This window comes from Achromobacter sp. 1012554356 (genome assembly GCF_059760815.1).
Map to the genome: position 1 here is coordinate 86,223 of NZ_JCBANC010000017.1, position 24,818 is coordinate 111,040.

20 protein-coding genes, 1 pseudogene and 2 riboswitches are annotated in these 24,818 nt (G+C 66.4%); of the genes and pseudogenes, 6 read left to right on the forward strand and 15 right to left on the reverse strand.

The annotated features are described in order from the left end of the window. Positions 1 to 80: 80 nt before the first annotated feature. A riboswitch (glycine riboswitch) is annotated at positions 81 to 203 on the reverse strand. Between the two features lie 45 nt (positions 204 to 248). Next, positions 249 to 350, reverse strand: a riboswitch (glycine riboswitch). 65 nt (positions 351 to 415) lie between these two features. From AC6LJW_RS11155 to AC6LJW_RS11175, 5 genes are all read right to left on the reverse strand, one after another. Then, complete coding sequence (locus AC6LJW_RS11155; protein WP_056559064.1) at positions 416 to 1,309, reverse strand: ZIP family metal transporter; 894 nt, start codon at positions 1,307 to 1,309, stop codon at positions 416 to 418. A gap of 30 nt (positions 1,310 to 1,339) precedes the next feature. After that, complete coding sequence (locus tag AC6LJW_RS11160) at positions 1,340 to 1,954, reverse strand: superoxide dismutase (protein WP_056559067.1); 615 nt, start codon at positions 1,952 to 1,954, stop codon at positions 1,340 to 1,342. Positions 1,955 to 2,117: 163 nt separating this feature from the next. After that, positions 2,118 to 3,320, reverse strand: a complete 1,203-nt coding sequence (locus AC6LJW_RS11165; protein ID WP_427987838.1) for a BaiN/RdsA family NAD(P)/FAD-dependent oxidoreductase — start codon at positions 3,318 to 3,320, stop codon at positions 2,118 to 2,120. Between the two features lie 23 nt (positions 3,321 to 3,343). Next, a complete protein-coding gene (locus AC6LJW_RS11170) occupies positions 3,344 to 5,605 on the reverse strand; it encodes an arginine/lysine/ornithine decarboxylase (RefSeq protein WP_056559073.1) in 2,262 nt (753 codons plus the stop codon). Between the two features lie 176 nt (positions 5,606 to 5,781). Further along, positions 5,782 to 6,234 (reverse strand): hypothetical protein, encoded by a 453-nt coding sequence (locus AC6LJW_RS11175; RefSeq protein WP_056566280.1) that lies wholly within the window; start codon positions 6,232 to 6,234, stop codon positions 5,782 to 5,784. Positions 6,235 to 6,341: 107 nt separating this feature from the next. On the opposite strand from AC6LJW_RS11175, the gene AC6LJW_RS11180 reads away from it, so the two are divergent. Beyond that, entirely contained in the window at positions 6,342 to 6,860 is a 519-nt protein-coding gene (locus AC6LJW_RS11180; RefSeq protein ID WP_056559076.1) for a GNAT family N-acetyltransferase, read from the forward strand. A 9-nt stretch (positions 6,861 to 6,869) separates the two neighbouring features. Here the strand turns inward: AC6LJW_RS11180 and AC6LJW_RS11185 are convergent, their stop codons facing one another. Next, positions 6,870 to 8,111, reverse strand: coding sequence for a GGDEF domain-containing protein (locus AC6LJW_RS11185; protein WP_498087252.1), 1,242 nt, complete (start codon positions 8,109 to 8,111; stop codon positions 6,870 to 6,872). 156 nt (positions 8,112 to 8,267) lie between these two features. Here AC6LJW_RS11185 and AC6LJW_RS11190 point away from each other — a divergent pair, with 156 nt between their 5' ends. Next, entirely contained in the window at positions 8,268 to 9,227 is a 960-nt protein-coding gene (locus tag AC6LJW_RS11190) for a GNAT family N-acetyltransferase (RefSeq protein ID WP_498087253.1), read from the forward strand. A 4-nt stretch (positions 9,228 to 9,231) separates the two neighbouring features. Here the strand turns inward: AC6LJW_RS11190 and dcd are convergent, their stop codons facing one another. The 4 genes from dcd to apbC form a co-directional block, all read right to left on the reverse strand. Beyond that, entirely contained in the window at positions 9,232 to 9,795 is a 564-nt protein-coding gene (gene dcd, locus AC6LJW_RS11195; RefSeq protein ID WP_008166733.1) for a dCTP deaminase, read from the reverse strand. A 110-nt stretch (positions 9,796 to 9,905) separates the two neighbouring features. Then, positions 9,906 to 13,721 (reverse strand): translocation/assembly module TamB domain-containing protein, encoded by a 3,816-nt coding sequence (locus AC6LJW_RS11200; protein WP_498087254.1) that lies wholly within the window; start codon positions 13,719 to 13,721, stop codon positions 9,906 to 9,908. Then, positions 13,718 to 15,613 carry an autotransporter assembly complex protein TamA gene (locus tag AC6LJW_RS11205; RefSeq protein ID WP_498087255.1) on the reverse strand — a complete coding sequence of 632 codons (1,896 nt, stop codon included), beginning with the start codon at positions 15,611 to 15,613 and terminating at the stop codon, positions 13,718 to 13,720. Before AC6LJW_RS11205 ends, AC6LJW_RS11200 begins: the two co-directional genes overlap by 4 nt. Before the next feature lie 3 nt (positions 15,614 to 15,616). Then, on the reverse strand, positions 15,617 to 16,705 hold the full coding sequence (gene apbC / locus AC6LJW_RS11210; RefSeq protein ID WP_056559086.1) for an iron-sulfur cluster carrier protein ApbC: 1,089 nt from the start codon (positions 16,703 to 16,705) through the stop codon (positions 15,617 to 15,619). 101 nt (positions 16,706 to 16,806) lie between these two features. On the opposite strand from apbC, the gene AC6LJW_RS11215 reads away from it, so the two are divergent. Both AC6LJW_RS11215 and metG read left to right on the forward strand, forming a co-directional pair. Further along, on the forward strand, positions 16,807 to 17,082 hold the full coding sequence (locus AC6LJW_RS11215; protein WP_056325207.1) for a hypothetical protein: 276 nt from the start codon (positions 16,807 to 16,809) through the stop codon (positions 17,080 to 17,082). 200 nt (positions 17,083 to 17,282) lie between these two features. Then, positions 17,283 to 19,376 (forward strand): annotated as a pseudogene (gene metG, locus AC6LJW_RS11220) (methionine--tRNA ligase); the annotation flags it as partial. A gap of 66 nt (positions 19,377 to 19,442) precedes the next feature. On the opposite strand, the gene AC6LJW_RS11225 reads toward metG, so the two are convergent. From AC6LJW_RS11225 to AC6LJW_RS11235, 3 genes are all read right to left on the reverse strand, one after another. Continuing rightward, positions 19,443 to 20,180, reverse strand: a complete 738-nt coding sequence (locus AC6LJW_RS11225) for a sulfurtransferase (RefSeq protein ID WP_056566287.1) — start codon at positions 20,178 to 20,180, stop codon at positions 19,443 to 19,445. Between the two features lie 117 nt (positions 20,181 to 20,297). Further along, positions 20,298 to 21,089 carry a DUF4377 domain-containing protein gene (locus AC6LJW_RS11230; RefSeq protein WP_498087256.1) on the reverse strand — a complete coding sequence of 264 codons (792 nt, stop codon included), beginning with the start codon at positions 21,087 to 21,089 and terminating at the stop codon, positions 20,298 to 20,300. 31 nt (positions 21,090 to 21,120) lie between these two features. After that, positions 21,121 to 21,651, reverse strand: a complete 531-nt coding sequence (locus AC6LJW_RS11235; RefSeq protein WP_498087257.1) for an META domain-containing protein — start codon at positions 21,649 to 21,651, stop codon at positions 21,121 to 21,123. A 306-nt stretch (positions 21,652 to 21,957) separates the two neighbouring features. Between AC6LJW_RS11235 and AC6LJW_RS11240 the strand changes: the two genes are divergently transcribed. After that, positions 21,958 to 23,109 (forward strand): acyltransferase family protein, encoded by a 1,152-nt coding sequence (locus AC6LJW_RS11240; RefSeq protein WP_498087258.1) that lies wholly within the window; start codon positions 21,958 to 21,960, stop codon positions 23,107 to 23,109. Here the strand turns inward: AC6LJW_RS11240 and AC6LJW_RS11245 are convergent. Further along, positions 23,090 to 23,488: a helix-turn-helix domain-containing protein gene (locus AC6LJW_RS11245; RefSeq protein ID WP_082578749.1), complete on the reverse strand. Its 399-nt coding sequence runs from the start codon at positions 23,486 to 23,488 to the stop codon at positions 23,090 to 23,092. The two genes, AC6LJW_RS11240 and AC6LJW_RS11245, sit on opposite strands and share 20 nt — an antisense overlap. A gap of 83 nt (positions 23,489 to 23,571) precedes the next feature. Then, the gene (locus AC6LJW_RS11250) at positions 23,572 to 23,940 is read right to left on the reverse strand and encodes a hypothetical protein (RefSeq protein ID WP_498087259.1); all 369 of its coding nucleotides are present in this window, start codon (positions 23,938 to 23,940) and stop codon (positions 23,572 to 23,574) included. A gap of 114 nt (positions 23,941 to 24,054) precedes the next feature. On the opposite strand from AC6LJW_RS11250, the gene AC6LJW_RS11255 reads away from it, so the two are divergent. Further along, positions 24,055 to 24,818 (forward strand): response regulator transcription factor (locus tag AC6LJW_RS11255; RefSeq protein ID WP_498087260.1); only part of this gene is annotated, 764 nt, incomplete at its 3' end.

Sequence of the window (24,818 nt, forward strand, 5' to 3'; positions counted from 1 at the left end):
GAACTCCGGGACGGCAGCGATGCCAGGGTTACGGAATGCCGCTGGTTGCGGACGGACGGCGCCCGCGCAACGGCTGAATCTTCCGCCCCTCTGTCCTTTTGCCTGAGAGTTGCCCCGCGTGGCGGGTTTGCACCTTCGGCGCCTGGGCTGCTCGCAGTGTCCCTGTTTTGGGTGCGGCGCCAGGTCTCTCCAGAGTGCTGTTTTGCCACGTCCGCATGGCCGGCAATGGCGGCAAATGCGGGACGGGACAAGCCTGCGCGGTATCGGTTACCTGAGCGATTCTGGGCGAATTGCGCCTTCGGCGGCGGCCGGGCTTGACGCCTTCGGCCGCTCTCTCCCGCAGCATGCGTGACAGCGCCGAAAGCATACAACGAAAGCCCGGGGTAAGCCTAGGCCTGTTGCATGCCTGGCGGCGCTATCCCAGCGCGGTATCCAGCAGCATCATCAGCACGAAACCGATCATCAGGCCGCAGGTGGCGTAGACCTCGTGCCCCTTGCGGTGCGATTCCGGAATGATTTCGTGGCTGATGACAAACAGCATGGCGCCCGCGGCAAAGCCCAGACCCCACGGCAGGAGCGGCGCCGACCAGCCGACGACGGCAGCGCCCAGCACGGCGCCCACGGGCTCGATCAGCCCCGACAGCATGCCCAACGCCACGGCAAACGTGCGCTTGTAGCCGGCCGCCAGCAGGGCCACCGCCACAACCAGCCCCTCGGGAATGTCCTGGATTGCAATGCCGGTGGCCAGCGCCGTGCCGCGCACGGGATCTCCCGCCGCGTAGCCCACGCCGATCGCCAGGCCCTCGGGCAGGTTGTGCAGCATGATCGCGAACACGAACAGCCAAGTGCGGCGCAGGCGGTGCGCCTCCATCCCTTCCCTGCCCTTGATGAAATGCTCGTGCGGCAGGACCCGGTCCATCAGCAGCAGCACGGCTGCGCCCAATAGCAAGGCGGCGCCGACCGTCAGACCGGCGCCCCAGGGACCGTAGCCCAGCTCCTCGCCCGCGGCGATGCCCGGCGCGACCAGCGAAAACGCGCTGGCGGCCAGCATGACGCCGGCGCCAAAGCCGAACATGCTGTCCTGCGCCTTCTGCGGAATGGTGCGGGCAAAGAGAATGGGCAGGGTGCCGAGCGCGGTGGCCGCGGCCGCAACAAGACCGCCCAGCAGCGCGTCGGCCACGTGCGGCGCCCGCACGTCCAGGTAGACCCAGAGCTGGTACAGGGCCAGGCAGGACACCATCACGGCCAGCGTCCAGACGCTGATGCTGGTGGCCGCCGGCCGCACGCGATGACGGCTGAAGGTATTCATATGCGGCTGCGCTCCTTTCGGGAGATTCGCTCAGCCCTTTGCCGCAGCGTAGCGGCGCGAGACCTCGGGCCAGTTCACCACGTTGTAGAAAGCGCCGATGTATTCCGGCCGGCGGTTCTGGTACTTCAGATAATAAGCGTGTTCCCAGACATCCAGGCCCAGGATCGGCGTGTTGCCTTCCATCAGCGGGCTGTCCTGGTTGGCGCTGCTCTCGACCACCAGCTTGCCGGCCGGCGTCACGCTCAGCCAGGCCCAGCCGCTGCCGAAGCGGGTCAGCGCCGCCTTGGTGAAGGCTTCCTTGAAGGCAGGCAGCCCGCCCAGCTCGGCGTCGATGGCCGCGGCCAGCGCGCCATCCGGCTCGCCGCCGCCCTGCGGCGACATGACGGACCAGAACAGGCTGTGATTGGCGTGGCCGCCGCCGTGGTTGCGCACGGCGCCGCGCACGGCTTCGGGCAACTCCTTGATGCGGGAGACGAGCGCTTCCACGGGTTCGTCCGTCGCGATGCCGGCGCCTTCCAGCGCGGTGTTCAGGCCGTTGACGTAGGTCTGGTGATGCTTGGTGTAGTGGATCTCCATCGTCATCGCGTCGATGTGGGGTTCCAGCGCGTCATAGGCGTACGGCAGGGGCGGAAGGGTGTAGGCCATGCGAGTCTCCGGCTGATCCGTCCCTGGCGGGACAGGCTTGATAAAGATCAAAACATAAATGATATGTATTTTTATTTGATATCACAATGCCGGATTGGCCGAAATGTGCCCAGGCGGACGACTTCAGGACATTGCGGATGTGCGGACGAAAACGGCCGGCGGCCTACAGCGCTTGCCCGCAGGCCACGCCCGAGGCCCACGCCCACTGGAAGTTGTAGCCGCCCAGCCACCCCGTGACGTCAACGGCCTCGCCGATGAAGTACAGGCCCGGCGCGGCCTTGGCCTGCATGGACTTCTGATCCAGGCCGCGCGTATCCACGCCGCCACGCATGACTTCGGCCTTCTTGTAGCCCGCCGTGCCGCTGGGCACGAGCGTCCACTGATGGATGTCCTGCGCCAGCCCGCGCAGCGTCTTGTCCGGCGCGTCGGCCAGGCGCAGCGCGGCCAGGCCCGGCTTTCCGCCCTGCTCGGCCAGCTGCAGCCAGCGGTCGGCCAGCCGCTTGGGCCATAGCCCGCCCAGCACGGTGTGCAACTGCTGGCGATTGCCGGACTTGGACGCCAGCAGTTCCTGCGCCAGGTCGCGGCCCGGCGCCAGGTCGATCACGATGGGCTCGCCCGGCTTCCAGTAGCTGGAGATTTGCAGGATCGCCGGCCCTGACAGCCCGCGATGCGTGAACAGCAGGTCTTCCAGGAATTCGCCGCGCGCCTTGCCCTGCCCGGTCTGCAGGTTCACTTCCAGCGCCACGCCAGACAGCTCAGACAGCGGCTGCCACTGCGCCGGGTCGAAGGTCAGCGGCACCAGCGCGGGGCGCGGCTCGACGACCTTCAGGCCGAACTGGCGGGCGATCTTCAGGCCGAAGTCGGTGGCGCCCAGTTGCGGAATCGCCATGCCGCCGGTCGCGATGACCAGCTTGGCGGCCCGGATGACGCCCTGGCTGGTGCGCAGTTCGAAACCTTCGGCCCCGTGCGCGACCTCGGCCACCGAACAGCCCATGCGCCATTGCACATTGCCCGCGTCGCACTCGGCGCGCAGCATGTCGATGATGTTTTCGCTGGAGTCATCGCAGAACAGCTGGCCGCGATGCTTCTCGTGCCAGGCGATGCGGTGGCGCTTCATGAGCGCCAGGAAGTCCTGCGGCGTGTAGGCCGACAGTGCCGACCGGCAGAAATGGGGATTGTCGGACAGAAAATTGGCGGGCCCGGCGCCGATGTTCGTGAAGTTGCAGCGCCCGCCGCCCGAGATGCGGATCTTCTCGGCCAGGCGCTGCGCGTGGTCGACCAGCACCACGCGCAGGCCGCGCTGGCCGGCGACCGCCGCACACATCATTCCGGCGGCGCCCGCGCCAAGCACTGCAACATCGAACATCAAGATTTCCGGCCCGCCCGTGCTTACTCTTCGATCAGGCAATCAACGTAGTAACGCTTCTCGCCATCCGGACCCACTTCGTCGGCCAGGCCGTGGATGTAGGTTTCAAAGCCCGGGAAGCGTTCGTTGAACTCGCGCGCGAATTGCAGGTACTGCACGATGGTGCGGTTGAAGCGTTCGCCCGGGATCAGCAGCGGAATGCCCGGAGGATACGGCGTCAGCAGCACACCCGTGACGCGGCCTTCCAGCTTGTCGATGTCGACACGCTCGACTTCGCGGTGCGCCATGCGGGCAAAGGCGTCCGACGGCTTCAGCGCGGGCACCATGTCGCTCAGGTACATCTCGGTCGTCAGGCGGGCGACGTCGCGCTCGCGGTAGGCCTCGTGGATTTGCTGGCAGAGGTCGCGCAGGCCCATGCGCTCGTAGCGGCGATGGTCGCGGCAGAACTCCGGCAGGATGCGCCACAGCGGCTGATTGCGGTCGTAGTCGTCCTTGAACTGCTGCAGGGCGGTCAACAGCGTGTTCCAGCGGCCCTTGGTGATGCCGATGGTGAACAGGATGAAGAACGAGTACAGGCCGGTCTTCTCGACCACCACGCCGTGCTCGGTCAGGTACTTGGAGACCAGCGCGGCGGGAATGCCGGTTTCACCGAAGCTGCCCGACATGTCCAGCCCCGGCGTGATGACCGTGGCCTTGATGGGGTCCAGCATGTTGAAGCCTTCGGCCATTTCGCCGAAGCCGTGCCAGTGGTCGTTGGCCTCGAGGATCCATTCGTCGCGATTGCCGATGCCTTCGGACACCAGGCGGTTCGGACCCCAGACCTTGAACCACCAGTCGTTCTTGCCGAACTCGGATTCCACCTTGCGCATGGCGCGGCGGAAGTCCAGGGCTTCGCGGATGCTTTCCTCGACCAGCGCGGTGCCCCCCGGGGGCTCCATCATGGCCGCGGCCACGTCGCAGGACGCGATGATCGCGTACTGCGGCGACGTGGACGTGTGCATCAGATACGCCTCGTTGAAGACATTGCGGTCGAGTTTGCGGGTCTCGGACTCTTGCACGATGATCTGCGAGGCCTGCGAAATGCCGGCCAGCAGCTTGTGCGTGGAGTGCGTGGCAAACACCATGGCGTCCTGGCTGCGCGGGCGGTCCTGGCCGATTGCGTGCATGTCCTGGTAGAACTCGTGGAACGACGCGTGCGGCAGCCAGGCTTCGTCAAAGTGCAGCGTGTCGACATAGCTGCCGAGCTGCTGCTTGATCATTTCGACGTTGTAGATGACGCCGTCGTACGTGCTCTGCGTCAGCGTCAGGATGCGCGGATTCTTGTTCACTGCTTCGCGCGCGAAGGGGTTGGCTTCGATCTTCTTGCGGATGTTGTCCGGGTGGAACTCTTCCAGCGGGATCGGACCGATGATGCCCAGGTGGTTGCGCGTGGGGCGCAGGAACACGGGAATCGCGCCCGTCATCGTGATGGCGTGCAGGATCGACTTGTGACAGTTGCGGTCCACCACCACGACGTCGCCGGCGGCGACGTTGGCGTGCCACACGACCTTGTTCGAGGTCGACGTGCCGTTGGTCACGAAAAAGCAATGGTCCGCGTGGAAGATGCGCGCGGCGTTCAGTTCGGATTCGGCGACCGGGCCGGTGTGGTCCAGCAGCTGGCCCAGTTCGTCCACGGCGTTGCAGACGTCGGCGCGCAGCATGTTTTCACCGAAGAACTGGTGGAACATCCGGCCGACCGGGCTTTTCAGGAACGCCACGCCGCCCGAGTGTCCCGGGCAGTGCCACGAATACGAACCGTCCTGCGCGTACTTCACCAGCTCGCGGAAGAACGGCGGCGGCAGGCTGTCGACGTAGCTGCGGGCCTCGCGGATGATGTGGCGCGCCACGAACTCCGGCGTGTCCTCGAACATGTGGATGAAGCCGTGCAGCTCGCGCAGGATGTCGTTCGGAATGTGTTCCGACGTGCGCGTTTCGCCGTACAGGTAGATCGGGATGTCCGCGTTGCGGAAGCGCAGCTCGCCGATGAAGGCGCGCAGGTTCTTGATCGCGCCGGCCACGTCCTCGGGCGAGTCCACGTCGAACTCTTCATCGTCGATCGACAGGATGAAGGCGCTGGCGCGGCTTTGCTGCTGCGCGAACGAGCTCAGGTCGCCGTAACTGGTTACCCCGATCACCTCGACGCCCTCGGCCTCGATTGCTGCGGACAAGGCACGGATACCCAAACCGGACGCGTTCTCGGAACGGTAGTCCTCGTCGATGATGAAGATGGGGAAGCGGAATTTCATGCAGGCGCTCCTGGGGGCATGGCGGATCGGACGCGTATCGCGGCGCGAATGTACTGCGAGTAAAAAACCGTCTGATGACAGACGGCACGAGCACCCGCCGGCCGGCGGGAATTGCGGAATTGTAGGGCTGTTTTTCGTACAGCCCTAAGGGAAATCCCCAGAAGCCTCAGATCGGCCTAGCGGATGGTCTGGGCTTCGCCCGTCTGCAGGGCTGTCATGAAGAGGTCAAAGTAGGCGGGGATGGCCTCGGCGGCCCCGTAGCGGATGCGCCGTTCGACCTTGGCGATCGCGCCAAAACACACTTCGGACCCGGGTTCTCCGCAGACGAGGACCACGGGGTCTTCGTCGTCGCAGACCTCGTACAGGCCGCCGTGCGCGCGCCGGCCCACTTCATAGAGATAGGCGGCAGCACCGACGGTTTGCATGGGGGTCAGAGGCAGCGTGCCCAGATGGGCGGCCTCCAGTGCATCATCAAGCGCATGGACGCTGGACGGGGAGTAGTCCAGTACGGCGCCGGTTGAACCGGCCGCCTCCACGAAGTCCTGCGCGGCACCCGCGACACGAGCCACGAATTCTTCCTGTACTTCGTGGCGCGTCGCATCCTGGTTTGTCTTGAGGAAACCGAACATCAGTGGCTCCTTGTTGAAAACCGCAAGCGGCGTTGGGGCCATTATAGGCAAGGCCATCCCCCTATACTCCTCAAACGTTACCTAATCCCAACACTCTCAAAGCCGCCATGAACGAGCCTGTCGTCCGACGACTGATCGCTGCCGACGCCGCGCCCCTGCGGCAATTGCGCTTGAACGCGCTGGTGGAAACGCCGGAGTCCTTCGGATCGAGTTACGAAGAGGAACACACGCTGACATTGGCGGACATCCGAGAATGGATTTCGCCGGCTAACGACGGCGCGATGTATGGCGTGTTTTTGGGCGACGCGCTGGCCGGCATCGTGGGCGTGGGGCGCCAGCGCAAACTGAAGGTACGGCACAAGGCTCACATCTGGAGCATGTATGTGGCGCCCGCCGAGCGCGGCCGGGGCTTGGGCCGGCTGCTGATGCGCGCGGCGATCGACCACGCGCGGACGATGCGAGGGATCCGGCAGGTGCAGTTGAGCGTAACCGCCAACAACGTCGCGGCGTCGGCGCTTTACGCCAGCCTGGGATTCACCGTGTATGGCCACGAGCGCGAGGCGCTGCTCGTCAACGGCAAGCTGTACGACGAAGCGCTGATGGCGATGACGCTGCCCGACCGGTAGGCCCTGGCGTCAGGCAGCGCCCGCGCGGCGGCGCGCACCAAAAGCCCACACCTGATTGCGTCCGCCGTCCTTGGCCTTGTAGAGCGCCTGGTCGGCCGCCTTGATGACGGCGTCCGGAGCGCGCAGGGAATCGCTGCGTTCGGCCACGCCAATGCTGACCGTCACGCGCAGGGGCCGGGCGCCACGCGCGCCCCGTCCGCCACGGCGGCGCTGGCCGATCTGGTCCGCCTTGGGCCGGGCCGGTTTGTCGCGCAGGCGCATCTGGTAGGCCTCGATCGCGCGCCGCACCGTTTCCAGGTGCGGCATGGCCTCGGCCGCGGTCTTGCCCGGAAACACCAGCGTGAATTCCTCGCCGCCATAGCGGTAGGCTTGGCCGCCGCCCGGCACGCGCCGCAACTGCGAGGCGACCATGCGCAGCACCTGGTCGCCCACGTCATGGCCGTGCGTGTCGTTGAATGCCTTGAAATGGTCCACGTCGGCCATCGCCAGCGTATAGACGCGGCCCATGCGCTGCAGCCGTTCGTTCAGCGCGCGGCGGCCGGGCAGACCCGTGAGCTCGTCACGGAATGCCATGTGAAAGCCTTCATGCGCCAACGAGATGCACAGGGCCGTCAGCGCCGCGGCGGACATCAGCGCCAATTCAAGCGGATGCGCCGCGCCGCGCGGCAGCGCCCACGCCATGCACACAAAGCCCAGCCACTGGCCCGCCTGCTGCGGGCGTCCGTAGCGCAACAGCAGTAGCGTCAACGTCAGGCCCGTGCCCAGCAGCGCGATCAGCGCCTCGGCCGCCACGCCCAGGCGCGCCAGCATGCCCTGCAGCGCGATGGTGCTGAAGATGTCGCCCACGCCGTCCTTGCCGACTAGCGCGATCACCGCCACGCCCGCAGCCATCAAGCCGATGCGCAGCACCACGTCGATCAGCATGCTGGATCGTTCGGACCACAAGGCATTGATGGTGTACACGAGCGACCACCAGGCCAGCACGGGGCCCATGGCCCACGGCACCTCACGCGCCAGCGTCGGCCACGCCGCCGTGACGGCCAGCACGCACAGCATCAGCGCCATCGTTTGCGAGCGTTGATACATCAGGCAGATGGCCGATCCAATCAGCGCCATCACCCACGGCACAAACGGCACGATCAGGCTGAGCGCGGGCGGCCATTCCCGCCAGAACAGCAGCCCGACCGCGGCGGCCACCGGCAACGCGGGATAGAACAACAGGGGCAGCCAGGGAATATGGGGGTAACGCACGGATTGGGCCTTGCTAACGCTTGCAGAAATGACGTCGCCAAATCGGCAAACACATGTAATCTTTTTACGGACGCGGCATGAGGTTCTTTAGCGCAGGCCGCATAACAACGGGGTTCGCCCCTCTGTCCGCTGGCGCTCCACCATCAAAATGCCCCCATGAGAATCCTGGTCAATATCGATGTCCCCGATCTCGAACACGCTATCGGTTTCTACCAGTCGGCCTTTGGTCTGACGCTGAACCGCCGCCTGGGTTCGACAGGGGCCGAACTGCTGGGCGCCGACGCCCCCATCTATCTGCTCGAAAAGGCGTCCGGCACCCCGGCTGCTGGCGCCGTGCGCCAGCCCCGCGACTACGCGCGGCATTGGACCCCGGTGCATCTGGACGTGGTGGTGGACGACGTGGACCAGGCGGTGGCCAGGGCGGTCGCCGCCGGCGCGCGTCTGGAGGACCCGCCCGCCACGCACGACTGGGGCCGCATTGCGCACCTGGCCGATCCGTACGGGCACGGCATCTGCATCCTGCAGTTTCTTGGCCGGGGTTATGACGAGCTGGCGCCTGGAACTGCCCGTGGAGCCGCTGCTGAAACGGCCAACGATATCGCCAAAGAGGCCGCCAGCGACGCCTCGAAAGATGCTGCACCGCTGCGTTTCACGCCTGCGGCCGAGTCCGATTTCGAAGCGCTTTTGGCACTGCGGATCGCCGCCATGCGCGACAGCCTGGAACGGCTGGGCCGCTTTGACCCGGACCGGGCGCGCGAGCGGCTGCGCGGCACCTTCCGTCCCGAGTGCACCTGGCATATCGAAGCATGCGGCGAGCGCGTCGGGTTCTATTGCTTGCGGCCGGACGGCGACGGGTTGCGGCTGGATCATCTGTACGTGCATCCCTCTGCGCAGGGGCGAGGCTTGGGCGGCCAGGTGCTGCGCCGGATCTTGCGGGACGCCGACCGCCGCCGCGCGAAGGTGACATTGAGCGCGTTGCGCGGCAGCGATTCGAACCGCTTCTATCGCCGGCACGGCTTTGTGCCGACCGGCGAAGGCGAGTGGGATATTGACTACGTGCGCGACTACGTGCCCGTCGACCTGCACGACGACCCGCGTCCAGCGCAAGCCGGCTGAGGAATCAGGTGCGCGGTAGCGTGACGCCGCGTTGGCCCTGGTACTTGCCGCCACGGTCGCGGTACGAGGTCTCGCAGACCTCGTCGCTTTCCAGGAACAGCATCTGCGCGCAGCCTTCGCCGGCGTAGATCTTGGCGGGCAGCGGCGTGGTGTTGGAGAATTCCAGCGTGACGTGGCCTTCCCATTCGGGTTCCAGCGGAGTCACGTTGACGATGATGCCGCAGCGCGCGTACGTGCTCTTGCCCAGGCAGACCGTCAGCACGCTGCGCGGGATGCGGAAGTATTCGACCGTGCGCGCCAGGGCGAAGGAATTCGGCGGAATGATGCAGACGTCGCCCTTGAAATCCACGAACGAGCCTTCGTCGAAGTTCTTGGGATCGACGATCGTCGAATTGATGTTGGTGAAGATCTTGAATTCGTCGGCGCAACGCACGTCGTAGCCGTAGCTGCTGGTGCCGTAGCTGACGATGCGCCCGCCATTGGCCGTACGGACCTGCCCCGGTTCGAAGGGTTCGATCATGCCGGCTTCGGCCTGGCGGCGGATCCAGCGGTCGCTTTTGATGCTCATGGTGGGTGTGGTGCTAGGGATTTGAATGGGCGTCATTTTATCCCGAGCGCGCCGGACCCGCCCCCCGGCCCGGCGAGACACACTTGTCCCGCCTCAAGCCGGGCGCCGGCTCAATTGCCAAAGAGGGTGCGGTACACCAGCGAGATCCCGTTGACCGACCCGCCCTTCAAATCCAGGGACAGACCACGGGCCAGCCGGTAACTGGCGCGGCCAACGGTATCGCTGCCGGAGAGCGCCTGCTCGACGCTCAGCGTGATGCCATTGGCGAAGTTCTTGCTGGCCACCAGGAACTGCGTGGACAGGTCGCTGCCGATATCACGGTTGACGTTACCGGCCACCGTGCGGTCAGGCAGGATGCTGCCCGAGCTGCCCATGTTGCCGGTGCGCACCGCCACATCGTCCAGGCCGAACTGCTTGTAGAACGGCTGCCCGCCGCCCAGCAGCGCGGTGCCGATCGACACGAGCAGGGCCGCGTCGCCGCCGCTTTCGTCCGGCCCGCGGCCCAGCAGCAGCCACGACAGCTTTTCGACGTCGCTGACTTCCGGATAGGACACCAGGTCAATGCGCGGACGCTGGGCCGTGCCCACTACCCGCACGCCGGCCTCGACCAGTTCGCCCGTGCGCAGCGCCTCGATGTCCAGGATGGGATTGTCCAGCCGGCCCTGGAAGGTCAGGGTCCCGCGGCTCAGGCGCAGCCGCTGGCCATAGGCCTCGATGCCGCCGCCGCGCGTGCGCAACTGGCCCCAGCCCGTCAGCCGGCCGTCGTTCAGGCGGATCTGGATGGCGCCGAGCAGGCCCGCGTCCAGCCCCATGCCCGTAATGTAGAAGCGCGGTCCCATGTCGAATCTCAGGTCCATGCTGGTCTGCAGCGGCGTCGAGACCTTGTTGGGATCGTCGCCCGCGCGGATCACGCGCACGTCGTCATCCAGCGTCGGCACGCCCTGCAGGATCTCCAGGCTGAACCAGCCGGCGTCGGCGCTCAGGTTGCCCACGATTTCCAGGCGCGGCATGGCTGCCCGCACCTCGACCGTGCCGGACACCATGGCGTAGCGGTCCGAGCGCTGCAGGGCGGGAAAGCGGAACAGCGTCAGCTTGATCGCGCCGCCGCCGTCCACGATGTTCCAGTCGCCCTTGGCTTCGGCGAAACCGCCCTTGGCGCCCGCGTTGGTCGTGATCCATTCCTTGGTGCGCCATTCGGCGGGCATGACGCGCAGCGACGCCGGAAAGCGAAGGCTGTCCAGAATCAGCCGCTGGCCGTCCAGGCGGGCGGACAGCGTGCCGTCGATCAGCCGCACGCCATCGTCGATGCGCACCAGCCGCAGTTTGTCGCCCTGGATCGCGCCGGTGGCGCCCCATTGGCCGGCGAGCGTGCCCTGGACGTCGATATTGGCCTTGAGCGTGCCGCCCACTTCCATGGCGTCGCCCACGAACAGGCCGACCCACGCCAGGTCGGCGATGTCCGCATTGAGTCGCGCCCGAAGCGGCTGACGCGAATCCAGCGACATGCCGCCTTGTGCGTCGACCAGCAAGACCGCCGTGCCGGTGCCGTTGATCGACCCCATCTTTTCCGTCGCCAGGTCCAGGCGGGCGTCCAGCCGGCTGGCGTTGGCCGACGTGGGCGTGGCGGTCACGTCGACGACCAGCGCCTTCACGCCCAGCGGGACCGGCGGATCGCCCGGAATCAGCAGGTCGCCCGCCCGGCGCGCGATCCGGGCCCGGCCGGCCAGGCGTCCATCGAATTTCAAGTCCCACAGCAGGTCCAGCGCGATGCGGCGCTGGCCGTCCGGCACCATCGCGTTCACGCGGCCGGCGTTGCGGCCCAGCTTGGCCGCGGCTTCCGGATCGAACGCGCCGACCACCTGGCGCGCCACGGCGGCCGTGATGACCAGATTGTCCGACTGCCCAGCGGTTTCCCAGCGCTTGCCGCCGCCGCGCGAGCCCTGGTGCGCCACGGAAAGGCGCTCCTTGCCCGGCAGGATCAGGCTCACGGCGGTCTGGCCGACTTGCCATTGCCATTGCGGCGCAACCGCAGAAGGCAGGAAGGACAGCGTGACCGGGCGATCCAGGGAGACGGCAAATCCGGCTGTGTCAGCGCTCAGCCGCGAGAACGTGCCGCGCCAGCCCACCAGCGTCGCGTCCGGCTGGCCCGCAGGTCCCCTGCCCCACCCGCCGTTGAAGGTCAGATTGGCCTGCGCGCGGGACTGCCCGATGATCCCCGGCCGGGGCCGGGGCGGCGTGTAACTGCCGGAGATCTCGCCGCGATGCGCCGCCACCGTGCCGTCGATGCGGGCTTTCACGTCGGCGCCGCCGGGCACGTCGGGCCAGAAGGCATCCAGTTGCGGCGCCTGGGCATCGAGCGTGATGGCGCCGCTCGCGGCGCCCAGTTCGCCCGTCGCGCGAACGCGGTTGCGGCCCAACCGCAGGTCCACGTCCAGGCCGTGGATGCGCAAGCCGGCAAGCGGGTCCGCCATTGGGTCAGCCGCAGCCGTCCCGGCCGGCGCCGCGGCATCGGCTGCCGCAGCACCGGCTGCCGCAGCCACATCCACCTGCGCCTTCAGATTCCCGCTCAGCGGCTGGCGGTTCCAGCGGCTGCCCTCTTCAAAGCGCAGGTTGACGGCGGCATGCCGCAGCGCGCTCAGGTTTTCGATATCGGCCTGCACGTCGGCGCGCACGGTCAGCAGTGCTGGCGGAATGGCGTTGCCCGTCCAGGGCGCCAGGTCCAGGCGCTGCGCGTCCAGCGAGCCGACGATGCGGTCGCGGCCGGGTGCGTCGCCTGGCTGCAGGTCGAACTGCGCGGCCAGCGTGGACTTGTCCGGCAACTGTGCGCGCGCCCGGGCGCTGCGCAGCACCAGCGCCGTGCGCGGCGCCAGATCGGCCACCACGTCGAGCACGAGATTGGATCCGGTGCCGTCGATCTTGGCCTGGATGCCGTCAAGCGATCCCGCGGCGTCGGCGTGCAGCACGACCAGGCACGCGGGCACGGGCGGCCCCATCGGCGCGGCCGCGCTGGGGGCAGGCTCTGCCTTCCCCTTGGAGGCCACCGCGGCGTCGGCGCGGCCCTTGGCCGCCTCCGCTGGCTTGGAGGTATTTGCGCCCTTGCCGGCGGCTTCGATCTTGCGCCGGTCGGCGCGATTGGCCGCTTCCTGTGCCTTGGACGCAGCGGGTTGCTTGGCCGATTCTTCAGCCTTGTCCTTGACGGGCGCCTGCCCCGCCACTGGACCGAACACGCCGCTCAGCCGGTCGGCCTGGCAAAGCGGGGAATCTGGCCCCGCGCCCCGCGCCGTCACGTCCAGACGCGCCGCGAAGGGCCAGGGGTCGGCCAGCCCCTGCAGATCGGCCTGGCCGGTCACGTCGGCCTCGCCCACCGCGTGCCCGACGCGCAGGCTGGCGATGCGCAGTTGCGCGCCCTGCTGGCTGGCGGCAAAGGTGGCGTTCAGATCATTCAACGTGACGGGCAGAGGCTCGCCGTCCTGGGTGAACTGGAAGTCGCCCAGCGCCAGCCGGTCCACGGCGATGGCCACCGGCAGCTCGGGGAGCGTGAAGGGTTCGCTGCTTTCCTCGGCGGGCGGCGTCTCGGGCGAGGACGCCATGTCCACGCGGACCGCGCCGGCCGACAGGTTGCGCACGTGCAGCAGCCGATCGCCGAGGGCGCTCCAGCGCACGGACAGGTCCAGGTCGTGGATGTCGACGTGCGTGCCGCCGGCCGTCAGCTCCAGCCGCCCCACGGTCACGCCGCGCAGCAGCGAGCCGTTCACGTCCAGCGCCTGGCCCTCGAGCTGCTGCGCGGCGGTGGTGAGCAACAGGCGGGTGCCGCTCTGCGAGGCCACCAGCCAGAAGATGAAACCGGCCGCCAACGCGGCCAGCATGGCAAGCCCAGGCAGCCACCACACCAGCACATGGCGCAGGAATTTACGCACGAACTTCAAAACGCGATCCCCAGCGAGAAATGCAGGCGCAGGTCGCGTTCGCGCTGGCCGTAAGCCACGTCCAGGAACAGCGGCCCGGCGGGCGTGCGCACGCGCGCGCCGACACCGTAGCCCACGGACATCTTCATGTCGCCGAAGGATTCGGCGGCATCGCCCGCGTCCACGAATACGCCCATGCCCCAGCGCTCGTCAAAATAATGGTCGTACTCGATGCTGCCCACGAGCAGCGTGGGCGCGCCCACCACGGCGTTGTCGCGGTGCACGCCGATACTTTGGTAGCGATAGCCGCGGATCGACCGCGCGCCGCCCGTCCGGAAGCCGAAGTCGTCCGGGACCTGCACGTCGCCGTTGGACCAGACGCGGCCGACCTCGCCACGGATCGTCAGCACGTCCCACTTGCCGACCGGCCACCATTTCTGGCCGCGCAGCCGCAGACGCGTGTAGGGCTCGCCGGTGTCCAGCGTCACGCCGACACCGCCGCCCACCGAAATCAGGTTGCCCTCGCGCGGATCGTATTTGTTGTCCACGTCGCGCCGCAGCCATTCGGCCGTGGTGGTGATGGTGGGCAGCGTGTAGCTGTCGCCGCCGTCGATCTTGACGTGGTCTTGCGCCAGCAGCACGCCATAGCGCGTTTCGTATTCGACGCGGCTGTCGCCCGCGCCCTTGCGCTCTTGCGTGCGCGTGGCGCCCAGCGCGTAGCGGGTCACTTCCAGCCCCTGGATGTCGGAGCGATCCGCCAGGATACCGACGGAATCGCGGTAGCCGCGCTCGGAGGGAGGCAGAAGGATGTCCATGAAGGCACGCTGACGCAGCCGGTCCACGCCGAAGCCGGTTTCCATGGTGACCGGCTGGCCGAACACCACGTTCTGGCGATACACGGATTCCACCCGCACGCCGGCCTCGTCGTCCACGCCGATCGACGCGGAAAACCGCTTGGGCGGCGCCTCGACCACGCGCACCTGCACCGGCAGCGTGATCTCGCCGTCCGAATCGAACTGCGCCGGCGGCGGGGGCATGCCGCCCGACACGGTGGGATCGCCCGCTGGCGCCGCTGCCGCGGCGTCCTCGGATCCGGGTCCGCGGGCGCGGTCAGAAATGGGATCGGTGGGCTGATCGTTCGCGCTGGGCGGCTCCTGCAGCGAAACGAACGCACCACGGAAAAATGCGGTCGATTGCAGGTCCTGCTGCCACTGGTCCAGCCGGTTCTGGTCGAACGCGGCGCCCACGTTGTAGCGCACGTAGCGGTCGATCAAGGTTTCCGGCACGCGCTTCAAACCCTGCGTGTTGAGCTCGCCCATGCGCACCTGCGGTCCGCTGTCGATGGTGACGTGCAGATGCGCGGCCGCGTTGTCGGCGTCGATGTCCGCGCGCGAGGACGTCATGCGCGCCAGCAGAAAATCGCGCGTGGAGACGTCGTCCAGCAGCGTGGCCTTGGCGCGGTTCCAGTCGCTGTTGATGAAGGGCTGCCCCTTTCTCAGGCTCCAGTTGTCGCGCAGCCTCTGCACACGCTGCGCGTACTCCGGGCGCGTGATGCGGCCCGAGAATTCCAGGTTCACGGTTTCGACGGTAGTACGCTTGCCCGGGACGATCGCGATGTCCCAGGTTTCCCCGCCGATATCGGTGCCGGCCTCGAGCGTGACCTTGGGTGAGAAATACCCCTGCGTGGCCAGCGCCGCCAGCGTCGCGTCGCGCGCGCGCCGGCGCAGGCGGTTGATTTCACCGCCGTCCTGGTCTTCGGCCAGACGCGCGATCGCATCGACCGCCTGGGTGATCGCCTGGAGCGCGGCCGGGGGCACGCCCCCGGGGTCGACAATGACCTCCGGGCGCTTGGCCAACGCCTCGCCCGCCATCATGCAAAGTCCTGCCAATAAGGCTCGGGCAGCCCACCGCATGCGTCAGGTCGGTTGTTGAACGACGATGGAGGGAAACTTTCCGGCCATGTCGCGCGGAAGCGCCGCAACGCCCGCGGCCAGCTTTCGAGCGATCGCGCGGTACAGCGACGCGGCTTCGCTGCCCGCGTCCGACACGACCGTCGGCGTGCCGGCGTCGGTCTGCTCGCGAATCGCAAGGGTCAGCGGCAGGCTGCCCAGCCACGGCGTCTGGTATTGCTCGGCCATGCGCTGGCCCCCGCCTTCACCGAAGATGTGCTCGGCGTGACCGCACTGCGAGCAGATGTGGATGGCCATGTTCTCGACCACGCCCAGAATCGGCACGTCCACCTTCTGGAACATTCGCAGGCCTTTGCGCGCATCCAGCAGCGCCACGTCCTGCGGCGTGGTAACGATGACCGCACCGACAACCGGCACCTTCTGTGCCAGCGTCAGCGCCACGTCGCCCGTGCCGGGCGGCATGTCGACGATCAGGTAATCCAGATCGCGCCAATTGGTCTGGCGCAGCAGTTGTTCCAGCGCCTGCGTCACCATCGGGCCGCGCCAGATGGCGGGCGAATCGGCGTCGATCAGAAAGCCGATGGAATTGGCCTGCAGGCCGTGGCCGGTCAGCGGCTCCATGCTTTTGTTGTCCCGGCTTTCGGGACGGCCGGAGATGCCCAGCATGGTCGGCACGCTGGGGCCGTAGATGTCGGCGTCCAGCAGGCCGACCGTTGCGCCTTCGGCGGCCAGCGCCAGGGCCAGGTTCACGGCGGTGGTGCTCTTGCCCACGCCGCCCTTGCCGGAAGCGACCGCAATAATGTTGCGCACGTTGGGCAGCGGCTTCAGGCCTTTCTGCACCGCGTGCGCGGCAACCTTCCAGGTGACGGTGACTTGCGCATCGGGCGCGCCGGCTTGCGCAAGCGCGCGTACGGCGATGTCGCGGATCTGCTCGCGGACGGCGTCGGCGGGATAGCCCAGCTCCAGCGTCAACGCGACGCGGCCGCCGGCCAGTTGAATGTCACGATCTTTTACAGAAACACCCAAATCCAAACCGGTATTCGGGTCTTGCGCGGCGCGCAGTGCGGCGCGGATGTTTTCTATCGTTATACTCATGTCACTATGGTTCCGTAGGCAGCGCGGCGTCTGCGGGCCGCCATCCCCTAAAGGATAGCGGATACACGGGAACCTTTCGCTGCGTTTTGCATCCGACATTCATGACCAACACACTTATCCGCTTCTTTCGTGCCGTCCTATTCGCCGCCCTGGCCTTGATCGGCATGGCGATGGCGCTGGTGTTCATGCTTTCCACGGCATTCGCCGTGGCGATCCTTTATGTGGTCGCCAAGGTCCGCGGCAAGCCCTTCGGCGTTCGCGCCTATTGGAGCCAGCGCCAAGGCGCCCGCCCTGGACCCTTCCAGTCCGCCACTGCCCCGTTCGCCACGCAACCGCGTGGCGACGTGATTGACGTCGAGGCCCGCGAAATCCGCTGACGGCGGCTTTCAACCTGGCTTGCGCGTAAATCCCGCGCAAGCCGGCCGATGCGTGTTGCGCTGAAATCGCACCAAACGCCCCGGCCGCTCCCCTCTCAACCCGCCTGATTCGCATCAATGCGATGGGCGGGTTGTGCGCTTTCCGGCGCCACGTCAGGGGCAGGCGCTCGCGCTTGCCCTAAAATGGCCGCCAACTCTCCTTTTCCCCTCAACCTCAGTCGACAACCATGTCTCGCACCCTCTTTGTCACCACTGCGCTGCCCTACGCCAACGGATCCTTCCACATCGGCCACATCATGGAGTACATCCAGGCCGATATCTGGGTTCGTTCGATGCGAATGGCGGGCCACACGGTGCACTTTGTGGGCGCCGACGACGCGCACGGCGCGCCGATCATGCTGAAGGCCGAAAAGGAAGGCATCACGCCGCAGGCGCTGGTTGCGCGCTACGCGGCCGAGCGTCCGCAATACCTGAACGGCTTTCACATCCGTTTCGACCACTGGCATTCCACCGATTCGGCGGAAAACGTCGCACTGTCGCAGGACATCTACCGCGCGCTGAAGGCGCAGGACCTGATCGAAACGCGCTCCATCGAGCAGTTCTACGATCCGGTCAAGGGCATGTTCCTGGCCGACCGCTACATCAAGGGCGAGTGCCCCAAGTGCCATGCCAAGGACCAGTACGGCGATTCCTGCGAGGTTTGCGGCGCCGTCTACGCGCCCACCGAGCTGATCAATCCGTACTCCGCGCTGACGGGCGCGACGCCCGTCCTGAAGTCGTCCGACCACTTCTTCTTCAAGCTGTCCGACCCGCGCTGCGTGGAATTCCTGCAGCAGTGGACCACGGGTTCCAACAAGGCAGGCGTCAAGCACCTGCAACCCGAAATGCTTGCCAAGACGCGCGAGTGGCTGGGCGGCGAAGACGGCGAGGCCAAGCTGGGTGACTGGGACATCTCCCGCGACGCGCCGTATTTCGGCATCGAGATCCCGGACGCCCCGGGCAAGTATTTCTACGTCTGGCTGGACGCGCCGGTCGGCTACCTGGCCTCGCTCAAGTCGTATTGCGAGGTCAAGGGCATGGACTTCAACGCCCTGCTCGACCCCAACGGCGACACGGAACAGGTCCACTTCATCGGCAAGGACATCGTTTACTTCCACGCCCTGTTCTGGCCCGCCATGCTGAAATTCGCCGGCCGCAAGACGCCGGACGCGGTCAACGTGCACGGCTTCATCACCGTCAGCGGCGAAAAGATGTCCAAGAGCCGCGGCACCGGCATTTCGCCGCTGCGCTACCTGGAGCTCGGCATGAATGCCGAATGGATGCGCTACTACATCGCCGCCAAGCTGAACGCGCGCGTCGAAGACATGGACTTCAACCCCGAGGACTTCATTGCCCGCGTGAACAGCGACCTGGTCGGCAAGTACGTCAACATCGCCAGCCGCGCCGCCAGCTTCATCACCAAGCACTTCGACGGCGTCCTCGGCTATTCGGGCGACACCAGCGCGTTGTCCGCGGAATACGCCGAGCAGGCCGAGTCCATCCGCGCCGCGTTCGAGGCCCGCGAGTACAACCGCGCCATCCGCGAGATCATGGCTTACGCCGACCGCATCAACCAGGCGTTCGACACCGCGCAGCCGTGGGTGCTGGCCAAGGGCATCGCCACCGCCGACGACGCGCAGAAAGCCGCGCTGCAGGACATCTGCTCGCGCTCGCTGGCTGGCTTCAAGGCCCTGTCGGTGATGCTGGCGCCGGTGCTGCCCCAGCTCGCCGAACGCGTCGCCCTGGAATTGTTCGGCGCGCAGGCGCCCTTCACCTGGGCCGACGCCTCGGTCCTGCCGCAGCGCGTGGCGCCGTTCAAGCACCTGATGCAGCGCGTGGAACCGCAGATGCTGGAAGACCTGTTCGAGCCGCCCGCCGCGCCCGTCGTGGTGCCCGGCGGCGAGCCGCTGGCCGAGACCATCTCCATCGACGACTTCGCGCGCGTCGACCTGCGCATCGCGCAGATCGTCAACTGCGAGCACGTCGAAGGCTCGACCAAGCTGCTGCGCCTGACGCTGGACGTGGGCGAAGGCCGCCACCGCAACGTGTTCTCGGGCATCAAGTCGGCCTACAAGCCGGAAGACCTGGTCGGCAAGCTGACCGTCATGGTCGCCAACCTGGCGCCGCGCAAGATGAAGTTCGGCGTGTCCGAAGGCATGGTGCTGGCCGCCAGCCATGCGGACGAAGCCGTCGACGCCGGCATCTACGTGCTGGAGCCGTTCCCCGGCGCCAAGCCCGGCATGCGCGTACGCTGATCCGCGTCGTTGCCAATGCAAAGCGCCCGCGAATGCGGGCTTTTTTTGTTGCAGCGATGAATCCGGTCAGGCGTGGCTGGGCGCCAGCGCCGGATCCAGCGAGACGCGCTCGTCGAACACGAAGCACTTGCCTTCGTAGCCGGGCCCGCCCGTTTCCTCGAAATATTTGAGAATGCCGCCGTCGAGCTGGTAGACGTTTTCGATGCCGGCCTCGTTCATGAAGATGGCGGCCTTCTCGCAGCGGATGCCGCCCGTACAGAAGCTGACGACAGTCTTGCCCGCGAGCTGCGCGCGGTTCGCTTCCACCGCGGCGGGAAACTGCGTGAAGCGGTCGATGCGCCAGTCGATGGCGTTCTTGAACGTACCCTCGTCCACCTCGAAGGCATTGCGCGTGTCCAGCATGACCACGGGCCGGCCATCGTCGTCGACGCCCGCATCAAGCCAGCGCGCCAGCGTGTGCGCGTCGACCCCGGGCGCACGGCCTGCCGCCGGCCGGATGGCGGGGTGGTTCATGCGGATGATCTCGCGCTTGATCTTGACCAGCAGCTTGCGGAACGGCACGTCGTTGCTGTGGCTGAACTTGACCTCCAGGTCCGCGAACCGCGCATCGGCGCGCAGGCCCAGCAGGAAGGTGTCGATGCCGCCGGCCGCCCCCGCGAGAAACAGGTTGATGCCTTCACCGGCCAGCAGGATCGTGCCCTTGAGCCCGGCGGCGCCGGCCTCGGCGAGCAGGCGCTCGCGCAGCTCGGGCAGGGCATCCAGCGAAACGAATTTGTAAGCGGCGATATTGACGACGGAAGTCATGGCAAAGCAATAAAAACGGGCGGCGAAGCCCGTAATCATAATCGCTGGGCGGTGGGCGCCGGCGCAGAGGCCATTGCAGGGCGTCCAGCGCCGCCCCCAGCCTGCGTGCCGCCACCCTCAGCGGGTGACGACGACCTGCTGTTCGACCACCGCGTCCAGCACCCAGTGCCGCGGCGCGGCGGCGACGGGATTCGGATCGTCAATCTCGACCACGCGCAGCCGGTAGCGCACACCGGACTGGTAATTGAAGCCGGTGATCTGGCCATGCCAAACCTGCCAGGGCTGGTAGGGGTCGTCGCGCACCAGGAAGCACAGGGCGCGGCCCGCGCCGGTGTCGCACGGCACACGCGTCGCATCGACGTAGATCAGCTTGGTTCCGCCTTGGCCGCCCGCCAGCGAGTCCGGCCTGCGCGTGAATTCCAGGGTGTCGCCCGTGCTGAGCTTCCAGGCCATGCGCTGCGGATTGTTGGCGTAGTCGAGCGAACTGGCGGTGATGCCGGTAAGCGCCGCCAGGAACTCGCGCTCGATCGCCATGGCTTGCGGCGCGCAGGCGATCTCGGTCGACACCGGATTGCCGCGCACGATCAGGATCCCGTTGGCAAAGGTGTACGGCGTGTTGAATGAATTGCAGCCGGAAAACCCCAGCATGCGCGGTGAGCCCTGGTCATGGATGAAGGTCACTGAGATGGCGCGCTGCGATGCCGACGGATGCGGCACGGGGCGCAGCGCACCGCCCGGCAGCACCCAGCGCACCAGATCCCAGTTCGTCTGCACCAGAATGTCGGAGGCGGAGGTCGGCTGGTACCGCGGATCCTGGCCATCGGCCGCGGTCGGCGGCGACGAGCAGGCAACGAGACCGGCGCACAGCAGGCCGGGCGCCAGGCGGCGCAGGAAAAGGGGTAAGCGCATGCGGGTCCTTGAAACGTTCAGCCAAGCGAATTCAGGGTGTCGGGGGATCCTGGCGACGCTCGAACTCCAGCACGTCGCCGCCACGCAGATTGAACGTCAGGTGACGCGGCGCGCCGCCGCTATCCAGCGTGAACGTGTCGATGGCGCGCAGCGCGCGCAGGTAATCGGCTTCCAGCTTTGCACGCTCGGGCGGCACGCAGGCCATGCGCGTGGTGGCGGGCGCGTCGATGACAAGCTTGTTGCGCTCAAGCTTGTACGTGCCCGTGTAACGGTTGCAGCCGGAGAATCCGTTGACCTGGTATTGCTTGCCCTGCGCGAGGAAGGTCAGGCGGATGGGTTCGCCGTTGTCGCCGTGCGGAATGTCGCGCAGCGCGCCGCCGGGTTGCGACCAGCGGACCAGTTCCCAGCTCGTCTGCGCCAGCGAGTCCTTGCTGGTGGCGGCGCTGGCGGCAGCGGCGCCTTCGGGACGCGCCCCGCCGGTCATGCCGGCGCATCCGGCCAGCGCCGCGGTCAACAGTCCCAGGCAGAGCACCCTGCTGGGCGTGGACAGGAAGTTGGGCATGAGCGAGCCTCCAATTGATGCGTATCGTCGTAATGTAACCGGCCTGTGGCGCGTCACGCGATTTTCTCCGTCCGTCAGCCGTATCCAAAAGATGCACGATTGAGCCGGAGGTTCTAGCTCCGATGATCTCGGGTTCTGCATCGAATGCCGCATGGCGGGGGTAAGTCGCCGCGAGCAGAATCAATGACAGTTGATGACTCCGGCCTAAAAAGTAATACAGGGAAAGAGGAGCGGAGCCCGCGACAACCGCATGCGCAGTGTCCGGCCCATCGGGCCTGAGAACAATATCGACCGGGGAGATGCGCGATGGGCTTCTTAAGAACCTTACTGGCGTTGTCAGTGGTGCTGGACCACCTGGGCGGAGGCTATGCCGATCAGCTTGTCGGCGGCAGGCTTGCCGTGCAGCTTTTCTACGTGATTTCCGGCTTCCTCATTTCATACGTGCTGACGGCGACGGACAACTACCAGGGCGCCACCGGCAAGTTCTACGCCAACCGCTTCCTGCGGCTGTTCCCGATCTATCTGGCGGTGGCGGCGCTGACGCTGACGGCCCACATCGTGAGCGGCGGCTCGTTCTTCCGCATCTACGAAGCGCTGCCCTTCAGCGCCGAAGTCTTCCTGTTCCTCTCCAACCTCTTCATCTTCGGCCAGGACTGGCTGATGTTCTTCGGCATCCGCGATTCGGCCCTCGCCTTCACCGGCAGCTTCGCCAACAGCGACGTGCCGCTGTACAAGGGCCTGCTGGTGCCGCAAGCCTGGACCCTCGGCGTCGAGATGAGCTTCTACCTGGTGGCGCCCTTCGTCCTGCGCTCGCCGCGCCGTCTGCTGGCGTTGCTGGCCGCCTCGCTTGCCCTGCGCGCGATCCTGATCTGGACCGGCGTCGGCCGCTCGGATCCCTGGACCTACCGCTTCTTCCCGACAGAGTTGGCGCTGTTCCTGATCGGCTCGCTGTCGCACCAGGTGCTGCTGCCGCGCATGAAGGCCTGGACGCAGCGCGTCAAGCGCCTGCCCGAGCTGGGCACCGGCATCCTGTTCCTGTATGCGGTTGCGCACTTCTCGATCGGCATCAATCCCACCGTGCGCGATGGCCTGGCCGTCCTCTTGTTCGCCGCGCTGCTGCCGCTGGCGTTCCTGTTCCAGTCACGCCACAAGCTGGACAAGGCAATTGGTGAACTCAGCTATCCGCTGTACATCTGCCACATGCTGGTGATCATGGCGTTCAGCTGGCTCATGCACGACGTGCAGGAGCACCAGCCCATGCTGTTCGCCGCCATGGCGATCACCGGCTGCATCGGGGTCTCGGCGGTGCTGAACTACCTGATCGCGGATCCGGTGGAGCGCCTGCGCAGCCGCCTGCGCACCGATCCCCGCGGCACCGGGGCCAACGTCCCCGCCGATGTCCGGCTGCGCCCGCAGGTTCCCGCGCAACCGATGGGAACTATTCGCCGCGTGCCTTGATGTAGGCGCCCAGCACCAGCTCGATCTGCCGCTTTTCCTGGTGGGTGAGACGGGCGTAGGCCGCGTAGGAGATGGTTTCGAAGGGCCAGGCGGGCGGGTCGGGGATTTCGCCCAGCCTGCCCGCAGCAACATGGCCGGACGGCGTGTCGAGCATGGGACCTTCGCCCGTACTGAGCCACAGGGGATTGACGCGCAGGGCGCGCGTCAGCTTGATGAGCGCCTCGCTCGAAGGCTGCTGGCGCTGGCCGCTTTCGTAGTTGCCGATGGCGCTTTGCGACAGGTTGCTTGCGACCGCCAAGTCCTTTTGAGTCCACCCCTGAAGCACTCTTGCGTTGCGCAGACGATGGCTAAACGTGTCCAATCGATCAACTCGAGACATTAATTTGTATGGTTTTATTTGATTAAAGCATTTCAAATCCACGGCCAAACAAAGGGATTAGCCCCCAATTTCCGGGCTAATCCTTAAATCGCCGCATGGCCCCCCTGGCCTTGCACGCGTGCTGCTGCGCGCCGTCGCTTACCGCCACAAACCGCCCCATAAAAGTCATATCTTTCATCGGTTTGCAGCGTATTGCCCCGCGTTTCGCCCGCCGCCGTCACGCGGCGCTGCAGCAAAACCGACAGCAAAAAAAGCCGCATGAGTTTATGGGCATCGAATCGGCCGAAAGAGAAAATAATGTATCGGTAATACATAATATTTTTCTGACGCAAATCGGGTATCAAACGCTGTTTCAATCGATACGAGGTCATTTCCTCGTGGATGACTGTTACCGTCCGAAACCATAGAAACGTATCTTCACAAAAAAACACGCCCGTGTTTAAATGCAACACAGGCGTGCTCTGGAAAGAAAAGCGCCGCAACGGCCGGCAACGGCATGGCTCTGCCAGACGTCCGGCTTTTTCAAGGCGCCAGCGCCCTACCGCGACGCCTCATTGGAAGCATCAATGAACAACACGCTGGATGTCATTTTTCTTGGCCGCGACGACGCCAGGCATGCCAGACTCGTCGAGTCCCTTTCACATCTGGGATTCAACGTCCGCCGCTGCCACGATCTCGTGGATGTCTACGACCGATACTCCCGCCGGCCCAGTCCGCTGGTCGTTCTGGAAGCCCCGCTTCCCGATGTGCATAACGCCGCCGTGCGCCTGCGCGCCATCGACCGCAGCCTGGGCCTCGTAGCCATCGCCCCATTCACCGATTCGGAAAGCCGCATCCGCACGTTGCTCTGCGGCGCTGACGCCTGTCTGCCGCCGGACGTGACCGGCCTGGAGCTTGCGGCGGTGCTGCAGGCGCTGGTAAGGCGCGCGGTCGGTCTGGACGGGATGGACCCGGGAGCGGGCGCGGATTCGGGCGCATCGGAAGAACCGGCCCAGGAAGGCTGGCGGCTGGCGAACAAGGGATGGACGCTCATCAGCCCCAAGGGCAGGACGCTGGGTCTGACAACCGGTGAACGCGACTTCCTGTCGCGGCTGGTGAAGTCGCCCGACCGCAAGATCAGCCGCGACGCCTTTCTGGCCGATGGCGCGGACGAAGCCGACAGCGGCATCACGCGCCGCCGCTTCGTGGACGTGATGATCAGCCGCCTGCGCCGCAAGGCCGCGGCCAATCAGATGACGCTGCCGATACGCGCGGTCCACGGATGGGGCTACATGTTTGCAGCCGACATCACGCTGGATCTGGACTATCGGGTAACGGCGCCGTCCGCGCG